This window comes from Brevundimonas sp. Leaf168 (genome assembly GCF_001423685.1).
Taxonomy (GTDB): Bacteria; Pseudomonadota; Alphaproteobacteria; order Caulobacterales; family Caulobacteraceae; genus Brevundimonas; species Brevundimonas vesicularis_C.
In genome coordinates, this window is sequence record NZ_LMOY01000013.1 from 152,863 (window position 1) to 168,625 (window position 15,763).

The 15,763-nt window shown below is 67.5% G+C and carries 12 protein-coding genes; 7 read left to right on the top strand and 5 right to left on the bottom strand.

The genetic code is table 11. From position 1 onward, the window contains the following. Nucleotides 1–217: 217 nt before the first annotated feature. Together secA and ASF81_RS14025 are read left to right on the top strand one after the other, a co-directional pair. On the top strand, nucleotides 218–3,067 hold the full coding sequence (gene secA, locus ASF81_RS14020) for a preprotein translocase subunit SecA (RefSeq protein WP_055809675.1): 2,850 nt from the start codon (nucleotides 218–220) through the stop codon (nucleotides 3,065–3,067). Nucleotides 3,068–3,150: 83 nt separating this feature from the next. After that, nucleotides 3,151–4,311 carry an aminotransferase class V-fold PLP-dependent enzyme gene (locus tag ASF81_RS14025; RefSeq protein WP_055809678.1) on the top strand — a complete coding sequence of 387 codons (1,161 nt, stop codon included), beginning with the start codon at nucleotides 3,151–3,153 and terminating at the stop codon, nucleotides 4,309–4,311. Here the strand turns inward: ASF81_RS14025 and ASF81_RS14030 are convergent, their stop codons facing one another. Continuing rightward, nucleotides 4,312–5,208, bottom strand: coding sequence for a hypothetical protein (locus ASF81_RS14030; protein WP_055809681.1), 897 nt, complete (start codon nucleotides 5,206–5,208; stop codon nucleotides 4,312–4,314). It lies immediately after the preceding gene. Between the two features lie 449 nt (nucleotides 5,209–5,657). Between ASF81_RS14030 and ASF81_RS14035 the strand changes: the two genes are divergently transcribed. Together ASF81_RS14035 and ASF81_RS14040 are read left to right on the top strand one after the other, a co-directional pair. Next, nucleotides 5,658–10,514 (top strand): NAD-glutamate dehydrogenase, encoded by a 4,857-nt coding sequence (locus ASF81_RS14035; RefSeq protein WP_055809685.1) that lies wholly within the window; start codon nucleotides 5,658–5,660, stop codon nucleotides 10,512–10,514. A gap of 110 nt (nucleotides 10,515–10,624) precedes the next feature. Beyond that, a complete protein-coding gene (locus ASF81_RS14040; protein ID WP_055809688.1) occupies nucleotides 10,625–11,092 on the top strand; it encodes a universal stress protein in 468 nt (155 codons plus the stop codon). On the opposite strand, the gene ASF81_RS14045 is transcribed toward ASF81_RS14040, so the two are convergent. Further along, nucleotides 11,089–11,556: a MarR family winged helix-turn-helix transcriptional regulator gene (locus ASF81_RS14045; protein WP_055809691.1), complete on the bottom strand. Its 468-nt coding sequence runs from the start codon at nucleotides 11,554–11,556 to the stop codon at nucleotides 11,089–11,091. The genes ASF81_RS14040 and ASF81_RS14045 overlap by 4 nt on opposite strands. Before the next feature lie 125 nt (nucleotides 11,557–11,681). Here ASF81_RS14045 and ASF81_RS14050 point away from each other — a divergent pair, with 125 nt between their 5' ends. Beyond that, the gene (locus ASF81_RS14050; protein ID WP_369814920.1) at nucleotides 11,682–12,101 is read left to right on the top strand and encodes an organic hydroperoxide resistance protein; all 420 of its coding nucleotides are present in this window, start codon (nucleotides 11,682–11,684) and stop codon (nucleotides 12,099–12,101) included. Here the strand turns inward: ASF81_RS14050 and ASF81_RS14055 are convergent. Next, the gene (locus ASF81_RS14055) at nucleotides 12,098–13,213 is read right to left on the bottom strand and encodes an MltA domain-containing protein (protein ID WP_055809696.1); all 1,116 of its coding nucleotides are present in this window, start codon (nucleotides 13,211–13,213) and stop codon (nucleotides 12,098–12,100) included. The two genes, ASF81_RS14050 and ASF81_RS14055, sit on opposite strands and share 4 nt — an antisense overlap. Then, entirely contained in the window at nucleotides 13,213–13,851 is a 639-nt protein-coding gene (gene timA / locus ASF81_RS14060) for a TIM44-related membrane protein TimA (protein ID WP_055809699.1), read from the bottom strand. The genes ASF81_RS14055 and timA overlap by 1 nt, the downstream gene beginning before the upstream one ends. 198 nt (nucleotides 13,852–14,049) lie before the next feature. On the opposite strand from timA, the gene secB reads away from it, so the two are divergent. Both secB and ASF81_RS14070 read left to right on the top strand, forming a co-directional pair. Further along, complete coding sequence (gene secB / locus ASF81_RS14065) at nucleotides 14,050–14,562, top strand: protein-export chaperone SecB (RefSeq protein ID WP_017505358.1); 513 nt, start codon at nucleotides 14,050–14,052, stop codon at nucleotides 14,560–14,562. 9 nt (nucleotides 14,563–14,571) lie between these two features. After that, nucleotides 14,572–15,522: a DMT family transporter gene (locus tag ASF81_RS14070; RefSeq protein ID WP_055809703.1), complete on the top strand. Its 951-nt coding sequence runs from the start codon at nucleotides 14,572–14,574 to the stop codon at nucleotides 15,520–15,522. Nucleotides 15,523–15,575: 53 nt separating this feature from the next. Here ASF81_RS14070 and ASF81_RS15140 read toward each other — a convergent pair whose 3' ends face one another. After that, nucleotides 15,576–15,749 carry a hypothetical protein gene (locus ASF81_RS15140; protein ID WP_156363291.1) on the bottom strand — a complete coding sequence of 58 codons (174 nt, stop codon included), beginning with the start codon at nucleotides 15,747–15,749 and terminating at the stop codon, nucleotides 15,576–15,578. Between the last annotated feature and the right edge of the window lie 14 nt (nucleotides 15,750–15,763).

The following is a 15,763-nucleotide window of genomic DNA, read 5'->3' on the forward strand; positions in this document are numbered from 1 at the left end:
AGCCCCTCGCGTTGACAGGGGTTAGGCCGGTGCTTAAGTCCCGCCTGCGCCCAAGTCGAGGGGTTTTGATCGTCTGCGCGGCCCTTCGCGCGCGCCTGATGCGGCGCTCCGGGGCTGCGGTCGGTCAGGGCCTCTCTCACGGCGTCCGTATCGCCGCCCCTCACGGGATTTCAGAGCCGCTCAGCTCGCAGACGCTCGACCGCTTACCGGATCCAATATGCTCGGCTTCGCCAAGAAACTTTTCGGCTCTTCCAACGACCGCAAGGTCAAGGCCTTCCAGGACCACGCCCAGCGCATCAATGCGTTGGAGCCCAAGTTCGCCGCCCTGTCCGACGACGAACTGCGGATGATGACCGACGCCTTCCGCGACCGGCTGGCGAACGGCGAGACCCTGGACAAGATCCTGCCCGAAGCCTTCGCCGTCGTGCGCGAAGCCTCCAAGCGCGTGCTGGGCCAGCGTCAGTATGATGTTCAGCTGGCCGGCGGCATGATCCTGCATGAAGGCGGCATCGCCGAGATGCGGACCGGCGAAGGCAAGACCCTGGTCGCCGTCGCCCCGGTCTATCTGAACGCCCTGCCCGGCAAGGGCGTGCACGTCATCACCGTCAACGACTACCTGGCCCGCCGCGACGCCGAGACGATGGGCAAGGTCTATCGCTTCCTGGGCCTTGAGGTCGGCGTCATCGTCAACGGTCTCAGCCAGGGCCAGCGCCAGCAGGCCTACAACGCCGACGTCACCTACGGCACCAACAACGAGTTCGGCTTCGACTATCTGCGCGACAACCTGGTCTATGACCGGCGCGAGATGGTGCAGCGTCCGCACAACTTCGCCATCGTTGACGAGGTCGACTCCATCCTGATCGACGAGGCGCGCACGCCTCTGATCATCTCGGGCCCGACCGAGGACCGTTCGGATCTCTACAAGATCCTCGACGGCCTGATCAAAGACCTGATCAAGGACAAGGACACCTTCGAGCTCGATGAGAAGCAGAAGCAGGTCCTGCTGACCGAGCTGGGCTCCGAGCGGATGGAAGAAGCCTTGGAGGCCGGCGGTCACTTCGCCGCCGACACCACGGGCCTGTACGATGCCGCCAACATCAGCCTGGTTCACCACGCCAACCAGGCCTTGCGCGCCAACACCCTGTATCAGCGTGACAAGGACTATATCATCAAGGGCGGCGAGATCGTCCTGATCGACGAGTTCACCGGCCGCATGATGACCGGCCGCCGCCTGTCCGAAGGTCTGCACCAGGCCATCGAAGCCAAGGAAGACGTCAAGATCCAGCCCGAGAACCAGACCCTGGCCTCGGTGACGATCCAGAACTACTTCCGCCTGTACGAAAAGCTGTCGGGCATGACCGGCACGGCTGCGACCGAGGCCCAGGAATTCGGCGACATCTACAAGATGGACGTGCTGGAAGTGCCGACCAACCGGCCGATCCAGCGCAAGGACTACGACGACGAGGTCTATCGGACCCACGCCGAGAAGAACCAGGCCATCGCGCGCCAGATCGCCGAATGCCACCTCGCCGGTCAGCCGATCCTGGTCGGCACCGTGTCGATCGAGCGTTCGGAACAGCTGTCGGACCTGCTGAGCCGCTTCGAATACAAGGTCGAAACCTCGCGCACGCTGAAGCCGGAATATGCGGGCAAGGCCAAGGAAGCCGAGAAGATCGGCGACGCCGCCTATGACATCACCTACGAGACCAAGCTGCGCGGCATTCCCCACAGCGTCCTGAACGCGCGCCAGCACGAGCAGGAGGCCTATATCGTCGCCGACGCCGGCCTGCCGGGCGTGGTGACCATCGCCACCAACATGGCGGGCCGCGGCACCGACATTCAGCTCGGGGGCAACCTCGAGATGAAGATGCAGAAGTGGCTGCTGGAACAGCGCAACATGGCCGTCGAGGTCACGCCGGAAATGGAAACGGCCAAGGAGGCCGAGTTCAAGGCCGAGATCGCTGTCCAGAAGAAGATCGCGCTTGAGGCCGGCGGTCTGTTCGTTCTGGGCACCGAGCGCCACGAGAGCCGCCGGATCGACAACCAGCTGCGCGGCCGCACCGGCCGTCAGGGCGACCCCGGCACCTCGAAATTCTACCTGTCCTGCGAGGACGACCTGCTGCGCATCTTCGCCGGCGACCGCCTCGACTCGATCATGAAGACCTTCGGCGTGGCTGAGGGCGAGGCCATCACCCACCCTTGGCTGAACCGCGCCATCGAGACCGCCCAGAAGCGCGTCGAGACCCGCAACTACGACATCCGCAAGAACCTGCTGAAATACGACGATGTCGTGAACGACCAGCGCAAGGCCGTGTTCGAACAGCGTCAGGAGTTCATGGACTCCGAGGATCTGTCGGAACTGGTCGGCGACTTCCGCCGCGACGTCGTGTCGGACCTGGTCGAACGCTATATGCCGCCCAAGGCCTATGCCGAGCAGTGGGACATCGACGGCCTGGACGAAAAGGTCCGCTCGACCCTGGGGCTTGAACTGCCGCTGCACGACTGGGCCGCCGAGGAAGGCGTGTCGAACGAGGAGATCGAGGAGCGGCTGCTGGCCGCCGCCGACGCTCGCGCCGCCGAACGTCTGGAACAGATCGGCGCCGACCAGACTCGCGGTCTGGAAAAGCAGTTCATGTTGCAGATGATCGACATGCAGTGGCGCGAGCACCTGGTCCATCTGGACCACCTGCGCGGCGTCATCGGCCTGCGCGGCTATGGCCAGCGCGACCCGCTGAACGAATACAAGACCGAAGCCTTCTCGCTGTTCGAGAACCTGCTCTACGACCTGCGCCACAACGTCACCCGCTGGCTGATGACGGTCGAGTTCCGCTTCCAGGCTCCGCCCGAATTGCCCGAGTTCCAGGAAATCCACCTGAACCCCGGCACCGGCGAGAACGAGATGGCTGATCCGTCGGCCCAGAACCCCGAAGGCACGCTGATCGGCGACGACCGCTCCAAACTGCCGATCGAGGCCCTGCCGCCCGGCTGGGAAATGACCGGCCGCAACTCCCCCTGCCCCTGCGGCTCGGGCCGCAAGTTCAAACACTGCCACGGGGCCCTGGTTTAAGAGGCGCGCTACCCGGGGCGCTATCGCTCGCCGCGTGGCGGCTCGCTGCTTGAGCGCTGGGTGAGATGTCCTAAAGAAGAGGGATGACCTACAAGTCCCTTTTCTCCCGCGCCCTGTCAGCGGCGCCCGGTCGGCTGCATTTCGCCGCGCACAGCCATCACCTGTGGCCCGACGCCAGTTTCGAGGCGCAGCTGCAGACCTGGCTCGACGCCAACTTGCATGCCGACCACAAGTGGGATCTCGTCTTCGGTCAGGTGATCCCCGAGGCCCAGGCCCATGTCGCGGCCGAGCTGGCCCTGCCCTCGCCCGACAGCATCGTCTTTTCGTCCAACACCCACGACTTCCTGCTGCGTCTGTTTTCGGGCGTGGAGACCAAGCCGGTCCGCATTCTGGCGACCGACGGCGAATTTCACTCCTTCCGTCGTCAGGCCGAACGGTGGGAAGAGGTCGGGGCGGCGCTGGTCACGCGCGTTCCGCTAGCCCCTTTCGACACCTTCGCCGACCGCTTTATCGCCGAGGCGTCCAAGGGCGGTTACGACTGGATCGTGGTCAGCCAAGTCTTCTTCCGCACCGGGGGCCTGTTCGACCGGATCGAGGAGCTTGCCGCCCTGGCGAGACCCGAAGGGCCTTGGGTGCTGATCGACGGCTATCACGGCTTCATGGCGACACCGACCGACCTGTCGGCGGTGGCGGACCGGGTCTTCTATGTCTCCGGCGGCTACAAATACGCCATGTCGGGCGAGGGCGTCTGCTTTCTGCACGCCCCGCCCGGCTTCTGCCCGCGTCCTGTCGTCACCGGCTGGTTCGCGGAGTTCGGCGACCTGTCGGGGCCTCCCGGCGGCGTCCAATACCGCAGCGACGGCGGTCGCTTCTGGGGCGCCACCTTCGACTGCACGCCGCTGTATCGTTTCAACGCCGTGCGCCGAATGCTGGATCAGCAGGGGCTCGACACCGCCGCCATCGCCGCCCATGCGCGCGATCTGGCGACCACGTTCCAGCAGGCCGTTCAGTCCGGACAGGCCGGGGTGTTGTCTCAGGCCGAAATCCTCAATCCCGTCGAGGGCGATGCGCCGCGCGCCCGTTTCCTCGCATTGCGTCATCCCGACGCCCAAGCCTGGTGCGCGGGTCTGCGGGTAGCGAACATCGTCACCGATGTGCGCGAGGACGTCATCCGCTTCGGCTTCGGCCTGTATCAGGACGCCGAGGACGTCGATCGCCTGGTCGCGGCCTGCCGATCCCTCTGATCAGTAGAAGGTCGTGTCGTCCTGCTTGCTGGGCGCCGGGGCCGTGCGCGGCGGCGTCCTCGGTTGGTTCGATGCGGGCGGGGTCGCCTGGCGGGCTTCAGGCGAGGGCGGCGTCGGCGTGGTCCCGCTCCCCGGCGCATTGACCGGAGGGATCGCCGGCAGGTCCGGATAGGGCATGGCCGAGGGGCGGGCGTCCTGCGCCGGCGCCGCTTCATCGGGCGCGATTGGTCCCGTGTCGGACTGCCCCAACCGGTCGGGCGCGCCGACATCGTCGCGGATGAAGGCCCAGGCCTGCCGATCCGAGCAGCCGCAGGCCTTGAGGAAGCCCTGCTTATCCCGCCACAGGATCAGCGGATAGCTGATGTCGACGCCGGACTCCTGGAGCAGTTGGCTGAGCCGTTCGTTGAAGCGACGGCCGGCCTCCACCACGGCGGTGCGCGCCAGATTGCCGTCCGCCTGCGGCACGCCGGCGGCGGTCCAGCTGTTCGCCGGCGTCGCCATCCAGCGTTGATAAAGCGGCCAGTCGCGCGTCAGCCACAGCTCCGCGACCGTCGCCCGCTCCGCCGCCGTCGATTGCGCCGCGCCTTCCAGATCGGGGCGGGCGAACAGGATGTAGCGCGTCTCGATCCCCGCCGCCTTCAGCTTGGGCGCCTCGTCGCGCGCGTAACGCAGGGCCGAGGCGCTGTCGCGATAGGTGACGATATACAGGGCCTGTCCCCCGCTGCCGTCCGACACCCAGGACGCCTCGTCCAGCAGTTGTTGCACCTCGGCCTGATTGCGGCTGATCGTGACCGGCTGGAACCGCGAATAGAAGTTCCAATAGGCCCAGTATCCGGCGCCGGCGAGCAACAGGCCGACCACGGCCGCCACGATCGAACCCATCAAAAAGCGACGCATGTAATCGGGTGCTCCAGCTTCACCGTTGACCCATCCTAACGCATAGCATCGGAATCCGTTGTCGCCCGCATTCGCCGACGTCTTCATCGCCGCTCAGAGGCGCCAAAATGTCGCGAAAGATTCCGCCTGATCTGCTCTTGAACGGCGCAGGGGGCTTCCCATTTTCGATTTCGACGCTGCGGGACACTCCCCCTCCGAACCGCAGCGAAGCGAAGCCGGCGCCCTCCCCTCCCCTCCAGGCGCCGCTCGCGCAGGCCGCCGGACTCCCCCAGTCCGGCGGCTTTCTGCTTTGTGGCGCTGCACAATAATTCCAACCTGATCACTGATCATTACAATGAACGGTCGCCAGGGGCTTCCCGAGCGACCGGACCTGGCCTAGTCAGCGGGGGTGGCGCCTCGTCGCGCCGCATCCCTTGCGGCCCTGCCGCGTCGTTCGAGACTGCTCGTCCATGACCGCCCACGATCTGCGCCAACCCGTTCAGCCGATCACCAAGGCCGCGCTGGAGGCGGCCTTCGCCAAGATCGTGGGGACCGGGCCCGGCGCAGTCGAACAGACCTATCTGACCCAGGCGCACGAGGACTATTCCGCCGATGAGACGCCTGAGCTGAGCGGCGAGGATCTGGCCGCCCTGCTCGCCGCCTCCTGGACCGCCGCCAAGTCCTATCCGACCGACGCGGCCGCTCCCGCCATCACCGTCGGCCCGCTGCACGGCGCATCGGACAAGGTGCTGGATTACGATCTGGTGCGCATCGTCCAGTCCGACGCTCCCTTCCTGGTCGACAGCGTCATGGGCGCCCTGGCCGAGGCCGCCGTGTCCGTGCGCGCCCTGTTCCACCCGGTGGTCGAGCTGGACGGCCGCCGCCTGTCGATCATCATGCTGGTCATCGACAGCGTGCCTCAGGAGCGTCGCGACGCCCTGGGCGAAGGCTTGGCCCAGAGCCTGTCGGACGTCCACGCCGCCGTCGCCGATCACGACGCCATGACGTCTCTGATGCGCCAGGCCGTGCAGCGTCTGGAAGAGACCCCGCCCCCAGTCGATCCCGCCGTCCTGGCCGAGAACATCGCCTTCCTGAAGTGGCTGAAGAGCGACCATTTCGTCTTCCTGGGCGCGCGCGACTACGACTATCCGCTGAACGCCGACGGCGACTATGAGGCCGAGGCGCCGCTGGGCCTGTCCACCGACGGCCTGGGCATTCTGGCCGATCCCGAGCGCACCGTGCTGCGTCGTGCGTCGGAACCCGCCGTCCTGACGCGCCAGATGCGCCGCCAGCTGGACCTCAGCGAACCGGTGACGGTGGCCAAGGCCAACGCCCGCTCGCGCGTCCACCGTCGCGCCTACATGGACTATGTCGGGGTCAAGCGTTACGGCCCGGACGGCAAGGCGACGGGCGAGACCCGTTTCGTCGGCCTGTTCACGTCGGAAGCCTACGACCAGCTGACGACCGAGGTGCCGCTGCTGCGTCGCAAGGTGGCCAACGCCTTGGCCCGCGCCGACAAGGCGCCCGGCAGCCACAATGAGAAACGCCTCAAGAACATCCTTGAGAATTATCCGCGCGACGAGCTGTTCCAGGTCAGCGAGGACGAGCTGCTGTCCATCGCCCTGGGCATCCTGCACCTCTACGACCGGCCGCGCATCCGTCTTTTCTCGCGCCAGGATCCGTTCGACCGCTTCGTCTCGGTCCTGTGCTTCATCCCGCGCGAGAAGTTCGACTCCGCCGTGCGCGAACGCATCGGCCAGATCATCGCCCGCGCCTGGGGCGGCCGCATCTCGGCCTGGTATCCGGAGCTGTCCGACGCGCCCCTGGTGCGCATCCACTACATCATCGGCGTCGAGCCCGGCGCCCACCCGATCCCGGACGCCGCACAGCTGGAGGCCGACGTCGCCGAGGCCGGTCGCGGCTGGGTCGATCGTTTCGAAGGCGCCCTGCGTCGCTCGGGCGTCGAGGAAGTCGCCGTCGGTCCGCTGAGCGCCCAGTGGGCCAAGGCTTTCGGCGCCGCCTATCGCGATCGCTATGACGCCGACGAGGCCGCGATCGACCTGCAATATGTGAACCGGCTGAACGAGACGGGTCTGCCGGGCGAAGGCAAGGCCGTCGCCGTGCGCGCCTTCCGCACGCCGGACGACAGCCGACTGCAGTTCCGCTTCAAGCTCTATCGTCGCGGTCCGGCCGTGCCCCTGTCCGACGTCCTGCCGATCCTGGCTGACATGGGCCTGAAGACGCTGGAGGAATACGGCTATCCGATCCGCCCGATGGGCGAGGAGGAGATCCACGTCCACGAGTTCCTGATGGAGGATCCGCGCGGCGAGGCGCTGGTCTTCGACGATGTGAAGGGCCCGTTCGAGGACGCCTTCGCCGCCGTCTGGACCGGCCGCAACGAAAGCGACGGCTTCAACCGCCTGGTGATCGAACTGGGCGTGGAATGGCGCGACGCCGCCCTGATCCGCACCCTGGCCCACTATCGCCAGCAGACGGGTCTCGACCCCTCCCAGACGGTGCAAGAAGAGGCCCTGCGCGAATATCCCGACGTAGCGCGCGCCCTGCTGTCGCTGTTCAAGGCCAAGTTCGCGCCCGAAGGGGGCTCGGCTGACGACCGCGCGCCGGCTGTCGCCGAGCTGGACGCCAAGATCGTCACCCTGCTGCAGGACGTGAAGAGCCTGGATCACGACCGGGCCCTGCGCCGCATCGCCGCCCTGATCGGCGCGATCAAGCGCACCAACTATTTCCAGCTGGACGCCGACGGTCAGCCCAAGCCGCACATCTCGATCAAGATCGCCTCGCGCGAGCTGGACGACCTGCCGCTGCCCAAACCCTATCGCGAAATCTTCGTCTGGGCGCCGCACGTCGAGGGCGTGCACCTGCGCTTTGGTCCCGTCGCGCGCGGCGGCCTGCGCTGGTCGGACCGTCGCGACGACTTCCGCACCGAGGTTCTGGGCCTGGTCAAGGCGCAGCAGGTGAAGAACGCGGTCATTGTGCCGGTCGGCTCCAAGGGCGGCTTCTATCCCAAGCAACTGCCCCGCACGACGGACCGCGAGGCCATCCAGGGCGAGGCCATCCGTGCCTATCGCACCTTCCTGTCCGGCCTTCTGGACATCACCGACAATATCGCCGCCGACGGTTCGGTGACCCATCCGGCCAATGTCATCGCCTGGGAAGGCGACGACCCCTATCTGGTCGTGGCCGCCGACAAGGGCACGGCGACCTTCTCCGACATCGCCAACGGCGTCTCGGCCTCCTACGGCTTCTGGCTGGGCGACGCCTTCGCCTCGGGCGGCTCCATCGGCTATGACCATAAGGCCATGGGCATCACCGCGCGCGGCGCGTGGGAGGCGGTCAAGCGCCACTTCCGCGAAATGGGCAAGGACATCCAGACCCAGCCCTTCACCATGGTCGGCGTCGGCGACATGTCCGGCGACGTCTTCGGCAACGGCGTCCTTCTGTCCAAGGCCACGCGTCTGGTCGCCGCCTTCGATCACCGCGACATCTTCATTGATCCGAACCCGGATCATGTGACCAGCTGGACCGAACGCAAGCGTCTGTTCGACCTGCCGCGCTCGTCCTGGCAGGACTATGACAAGGCGCTGATCTCGGAGGGCGGCGGCGTCTTCTCGCGCTCGGCCAAGTCGATCCAGCTGACGCCGCAGATCAAGGCGGCCCTGGACATCGCCGAGGACGAACTGGACCCGGTCAGCCTGATCCGCGCCATCCTGAAGGCGCCGGTCGAACTGCTCTATCTGGGCGGCATCGGCACCTATGTGAAATCGGCGGCCGAAACCGACGCCCAGGTCGGGGACAAGGGCACCGACGCCCTTCGCATCAACGCCGACGAACTGCGGGTCAAGGTGGTGGGCGAGGGCGCAAACCTCGGCTTCACCCAGGCGGGACGCATCGCCTTCGGTCAGGCCGGCGGCCGGATCAACACCGACGCCATCGACAACTCCGCCGGGGTCGATACCTCCGACCACGAGGTCAACATCAAGATCCTGGTCGGCTCAGCCGTGACCAACGGCGTCCTGCCGGCCGAGGAGCGCACGCCGCTTCTGGCCTCCATGACCGACGAGGTGGGCCTCAAGGTGCTGGCTCACAACTACGACCAGACCCTGGCCCTGACCCTGCAGCAGGCCGAAGGCGTTGGCGCCCTGGACGCCCAGCAGCGGTTTATGCAGAGCCTGTCGGCGCGCGGAAAACTGGACCGCAAGGTCGAAGGCCTGCCCAACGACGCCCGCGTCAAGGAGCTGATGACGGCGGGCATTCCGCTGGCCCGGCCGGAGCTGGCCGTCCTGATGGCCTACGCCAAGCTGGAGCTGTCGGACGATATCGTCGCCTCGCAGGCGCCCGAGGATCCCTTCTTCGAACAGATCCTGGTCCGCTACTTCCCCGAGGCTCTGGCCCGGTTCGAGCCGGAGATGAAGAGCCACCGTCTGCGGCGCGAGATCATCGCCACGGTCATGGCCAACGAAGTCGTCAACATGTGCGGCCCGACCTTCCCCGACCGTCTGCGCGGCTCGGCGGAATGCGACACCACCGCCCTGATCATCGCCTTCGAGGCCGCGCGCCGCGTCTTCCGTCTGGACGAAGCCTGGGACGCCGTTTCGGCCCTGGACCTGAAGATCTCGGCCGAGGCCCAGATCGCCCTCTATCAAGAAATCGCCGTCGTCCTGCGTCGTCAGACCTTCTGGTTGGCCCGCCGCGCCAAGGGCGGTCTGTCGGTTCAGGCCCTGATCGACCGCTATCGTCCGATCGCCGACGCCTTGCAGGCCGAGGGCGCGCCGGTCCTGTCGCGCTTCGAACAGGGGCGTCTGGATGCGCGCGTCAAACGCTTCGCCGACCACGGCGCGCCTGAGGATCTGAGCCGCAGCATCGCCATCATGCGCCCCCTCGTCGCCGCCTCCGACATCGGGGACTTGGCGCAGGAGGCGAACTGGCCGGTCGCGGCCATGGCGCGCCTGTATCACCAGGTCGGGGCCGCCTTCGACTTCGACCGTCTGCGCGCCGCCGCCGGCTCCATTCCGTCTGCGGATCATTTCGATCGTCTCGCCGTCCGTCGTCTGATCGAGGACCTGATGAACGAGCAGGCGGCCCTGACCCGCGCCGTCGCCCGCGCCTCCGATCCGTCGGTCGGCGTCAGCGAGGACGCGGCCGAGACCGCCGTTGACGCCTGGATCGGCTCCAAACAGGCGACGGTCGAGGGCGTGCGCGCCTCGGTGGACGAGATCGAACAGTCGGGCTCGGGATGGACCTTCGCCAAACTGACGATCGCCAACGCGACGATCCGCGATCTGGCGACAGCGGCGGTGAATTCTTGAGGTGTGCTATCGGCCTTTAGGCGTACTTGAGCACGCTATGTGGACGCTCTGCTTGACGAAGCCGTCGTCGCACGGCCTCTTCAGCCGCTGATCAGGCTGGGGAGGCCGCAATGCCGAGAAAGTTCCTCGTCGTCGTCGACGACAGTCCGGAGTTCGAGGCCGCCCTGCGGTTCGCCTCGCGCCGGGCGAAATCGACGGGCGGGCGCGTGGTCATGCTGCGCGTCCTGCCGACCGACAGCGACGCCCACTGGTCGGGCGTGCGCGAGGAAATCGAACGCCAGCAGCGCCAGGAGGCGGAAATCCTGCTCAACCGCCTGGGCGAGGAGGCGCAGACCCGCTCCGGCGCCGCGCCGGTCTTCCTGATTGAAAAGGGCGACGCCCAGGCCGCGATCAAGAAGGTCGTCGCCGCCGACCCTGAGATCAAGATCCTGGTGCTGGCCGCCGGAACCAGCTCGCGCGGCCCCGGCCCGCTGGTCTCGGCCATCATCAAACAGGGCGCGCAGATCGGCGGCCGCAAACTGCCCGTCACCATCGTCCCCGGCGAACTGACCGAAGACGAGATCGAAGACCTGGCCTAGCCCTCGGCCGGCGGCTGGGCCGCCCGCAGCTTGTCGCGCAGCGCCCCCAGGCCTTGGCGCAGGTCGGTCAGGGCTTCGGGCGTCATCTCGGTGGCGTCCAATACCGATTGCGGCAGGCAGGCGGCCTCGACAGCCAACGCCCGTCCTGTGTCGGTCAGGCTGACGCGCACCACCCGCTCATCCGCCCTGTCGCGCGCCCGCGTCACCAGCCCGGCCGCCTCCAGCCGTTTGATCAGCGGGGTCAGGGTATTGGATTCGAGAAACAGCTGCTCGCCCAGCCGGCCGACCGTCTGTTCGTCCTCACGCCAGAGCAGGGCCATGGCCAGGAACTGCGGATAGGTCAGGCCCATCCGGTCCAGCAGCGGCTTGTAGAACCGGTTGAACGCCAGGTTCGCCGAATAGGCGGCGAAACACAGCATGTCATCGACGGCCATGGCGGCGGAGGGGGGGGCGAGTGAGGTCATAGGCAGATAATAATCGCACGCGATACAATCGCAAGCTTGACGCCTCCTACCGGGCGCACTAAATCACGTCACGCGATTAAATCGCGCACGATATTTACGCCCTTCCGGAGCTGATCCCTATGTCCATCAATACCCTGTACCGCACCACCGCCGTCGCCACGGGCGGCCGCGACGGCCGCGCCGCCACCAACGACGGCACCCTGGATGTCGCGCTGGGCACGCCCAAGGAGTTGGGCGGCGCCGGCGTCGGCAATAACCCCGAACAGCTGTTCGCGGCCGGCTATGCCGCCTGCTTCCTCGGCGCCATGAAGTTCGTCGCCTCTCAGGGCGGTTACGCCAAGGTGCCAGCCGACGCCGCCGTCAACGCCACGGTCGGCATCGGTCCGCGCAGCGACAAGGGCTTCGGCCTAGAGGTGGCGCTGGAGGTCAGCCTGCCTGGCGTGGATCGCGCCGAGGCCGAAGCCCTTGTCGCCGAGGCGGATACCGTCTGCCCCTATTCGCACGCCACGCGGGGCAATATCGCGGTGACCCTGACCGTCGCCTAACCCTTCGGGACCAGGCGCCACATCCTTAAAGGATGGCGTACGGTTCCGGCCTCGGCCCCGGCCGCGTCGCCGCGCCCCATATAGAGGTCGGCCCGCACAGGTCCGCGAATGGCCGATCCCGTGTCCAGCGCCATGGCCAGACCGCGATAGCTGGCCGTGGCGCCGCGCAGATTGCCCCCGTCGGCCTCCAGCCAGACCAGTTCGCCATAACGCCAGTGGGCCGGGTCGACCGCGATGGCCCGCCGCTCGGTCAGGGGCACGCCTGCCGCCCCCGCCGGGTGGCCGTCATCGTCCGGGTCCAGCCGGAAGAAGATGTAGCGTGGGTTCAGCGCCATGACCGCCTGCGCCTCGTAGCCGCGGTGGCTGGCCAGCCAGTCCCGGATCGCATCGCCGGAGGTGCCGTTCTGCGGCAACAATCCCTGCTGCGCCATCGGTCGGGCGATGCCTACGAACGGCTTGCCGTTGTCGGCGGCATAGGCGGCGCGGCCGCGCGTGCCGTCCTCGAACGTCAGATAGCCCGACCCCTGGATCTGCAGAAAGAACAGGTCCTCGGCCCGCATCCAGGCCAGGGCCTGCTCGGGCCGAGCGGCGGATTCGATATAGGCCCGGTCGCCGGCGGCGCGTGGATTGGCGGGCTTGGGCAGGACGGGGGCCGAGAACTCGGCGTCCGGCCGTCGCCGCGCCGGATACTCGGGCGCGAAATAGGAGGTCAGCAGGCCCGGTCGCCCGTCCGGCGTCTGAGCCGGGATCGCGCTGAAGCTGGCCTCGAAGAAGGCGCGCGCCTGCGACGGCGTGATCGTCATCGTCGTCGCCATGGCCTTGGCGCGTCCGCAGACCCGGCGTGCGGCCTCGTCGCGCGCCGCGCCGCACCCATCCACATAGGCCCGAAAGGCGGCCAGATGGTCCTCCTGGCTCCAGCCCGGCAGCACGGCGGGGCTCAGAGCGTCGGACGGCGCGGGAGGCGGGGTCGGATTGGGCGATGGCGTATAGGGGATCGGCCCTGTCTGCGGCCCTGTCGTCCCCGTCGGCGTCATCGGCCCGGTCGAACAGGCCGCGACAGCCAGGGCGGCCGTCAGCGTCGCCAGCGCGCCCGACCGGCCGCGGACCGCCATCAGGCGTTGGCCGGCTCGACGCGCGCCAGGACCCAGTTCGGGTCCGCCGCGCCCAGGGTGCGTTCGAACGTCCAGTGTTCGGCCGTGCGGCGTTCCTCGACCAGCGGCTCGCCCGTCGTCGCGTCCGCCGTTTCGCCAGAAGCCTTGGTCACCCGGCTGCGCAGTTCGGCCAGGAAGCGCACCTTGGCCACGGCCTTGTCGCCCTCGGCAACTGCGCCTTCCAGATCGGCCCGGGGCGGATACAGGAACTCGACGGTCTCGGTCTCGCCACGCGTCTCGCGCGCTGCGATGCCGGTCTCGAACGAGGCGAAGACGTTGGGCTTCAGCAACGGCTTCAGCGCGGTCCGGTCGCCGGCGGCGTAGCCGCGAACGATGGTCTCATAGGCCTGACGCGCGCCGTCCAGGAAACGGGCCGGGTCGAACGCCGGATCGCGCGCCTTCAGGCTGGCGATGGAAGCCAGGGTCGCCGGGTCGATCGCCGCGACTTTGGGCGTTTCGGCTTGGGCCGGGCCGGGCGGCGCGATCTTGGCGTCTTCCTGCGGCTGACGGCCCACCCGCTTGCCCAGCACATTGTAGAGCTGGAACAGCACAAAGGCTGCGATGAAGGCGAAGATGACGACCTGGAACTGAACCGGCATGTTCAAGAGGAGATTCCTGTAGCGAACGACGGGTGCGCCAAACACTGAGTCTGGCGTGATTACGGGCTCATATAGGGTGAGGCAAGGCGAAGCGCGCCCCCAATCGCGCGCGCGACGTTGCGGCCAAGCGTCCCGGCATGGTAGTCGCGGCGCCTCATTCCGGCCTCATCGGCCCCAAACTGCGCCAAAGACCGTTTCATGACCGACGCCGCTCCTCCCGCCGAACAGCCCCAGCAAGGCGACGCCCAACAGGGCCAGCCCGCCGGTCCCGGCTTCCGCATCCTGGCGCAATACGTCCGCGACTTCTCGTTCGAGAACCCGCGCGCCCCTGAATCCCTGCGCATCGACGGCAAGCCCGCGATCGACCTCGGCGTCGAAATGGCCGCCCAGGGTCGCCCCGACGGCCTGTTCGAACTGGATCTGAAGCTGTCGATCAAGGCGACCCACGAGAACCAGCCCGTCTTCCACGTCGAACTGGTCTATGGCGGCCTGTTCCAGCTGGCCAATGTCCAGGAGCAGGACATCGAGCCGCTGCTGCTGATCGAATGCCCGCGCTACCTGTTCCCGTTCGCGCGCGAGATCATCTCGGGCGCCACGGCGGACGGCGGCTTCTATCCCCCGTTCCAGCTGGACCCCATCGACTTCGCCGCCATCTACATCGCGCGCCAGCAACAGATCGCCCAGCAGCCGGTCGAAACCGGCCAGGCCTAAGCGCGCGACATGGTCGCCGCCGCGCGGCCTTCGCCTGATCCATCGAAAGCCGCGGGCCAGGACATCGTCCGCGGCATTCTTCTGCGCGTCGCCGCCGCGGGCTGTTTTTCGATCATGACGGCGACGTTGAAGCTGGCGTCGCAGGATGGCGTCGCGGCGCCGGAAATGCTGTTCTACCGCGCCTTCTTCGGCCTGCCGGTGGTGCTGGCCTGGGTGCTGACCCAGCCGGGCGGCCTCTCGGCCCTGTCGACGCGCCGCCCCCTGGCTCATCTGGGACGCAGCGCCCTGGGCGTCGCGGCCATCCTGTGCCTGTTCCAGACGCTGACGCTGCTGCCTCTCGCCGATGCGACGACCCTCAGCTTCACCGCTCCGATCTTCGCCACCATCCTGTCCTTCTTCGTGCTGAAGGAGGCGGTCGGCCCGCGCCGCTGGGCCGGCGTCGCTGTCGGCTTCATCGGCGTGATCGTGGTCATGCGGCCGGGCGTCGGCCAGTCGGTCCTGCCGCTGGCGGGCGTGGCCTTCGCCCTGATCGGGGCGGTGCTGACGGCCGGCGTGACCATCACCCTGCGCCAGCTGCGCGACACCGAACACGTCGCCGCCATCGTCTTCTGGTTCTTCGTCGCCTGCTCGGTCGTGGGGGCGATCCTGCTGCCCTTCATCGGCCATTGGCACACGATCGGCACCTTCGGCCTGCTGGTCGGATCGGGCGTCGCTGGCGGTCTGGCCCAGCTCTTCATGACCGCCTCGCTGCAAAAGGCCCCGGTCGCCGTGGTCGCGCCCTTCGACTATCTCCAGATCGTCGGCGCCATCGTCTTCGGCTGGTGGCTGATGGCCGCGACGCCCACCCTCACCACCCTGGCCGGTGCCGCCCTGATCGCGAGCAGCGGCCTCTACACCGCCTGGCGCGAACATATCCGCCGCAAGGCCAGCCTCATCCAGCCAACCGCGCCGCTGGTGTAGAAAAGCGGCCCAGACCCCACGCTGCCATCCAAGTGCCTGGATCCAGGTCGCGCTTAGGTAAGCGCCATCATGCCAAGCGTGAGGAAGAGGGCCGCGATGGGCAGGATGACCCAGGGCGCGCTCGATCCGGTAATCAGATACGCTGCCAGATTCAGCAGTGTCATTATGGCTAACCAGAAGATGGTGCGTCTGGCGATCAGCGCCCAGATTTTCGACATCGGCGCCATGTCGCTTTCGTGTC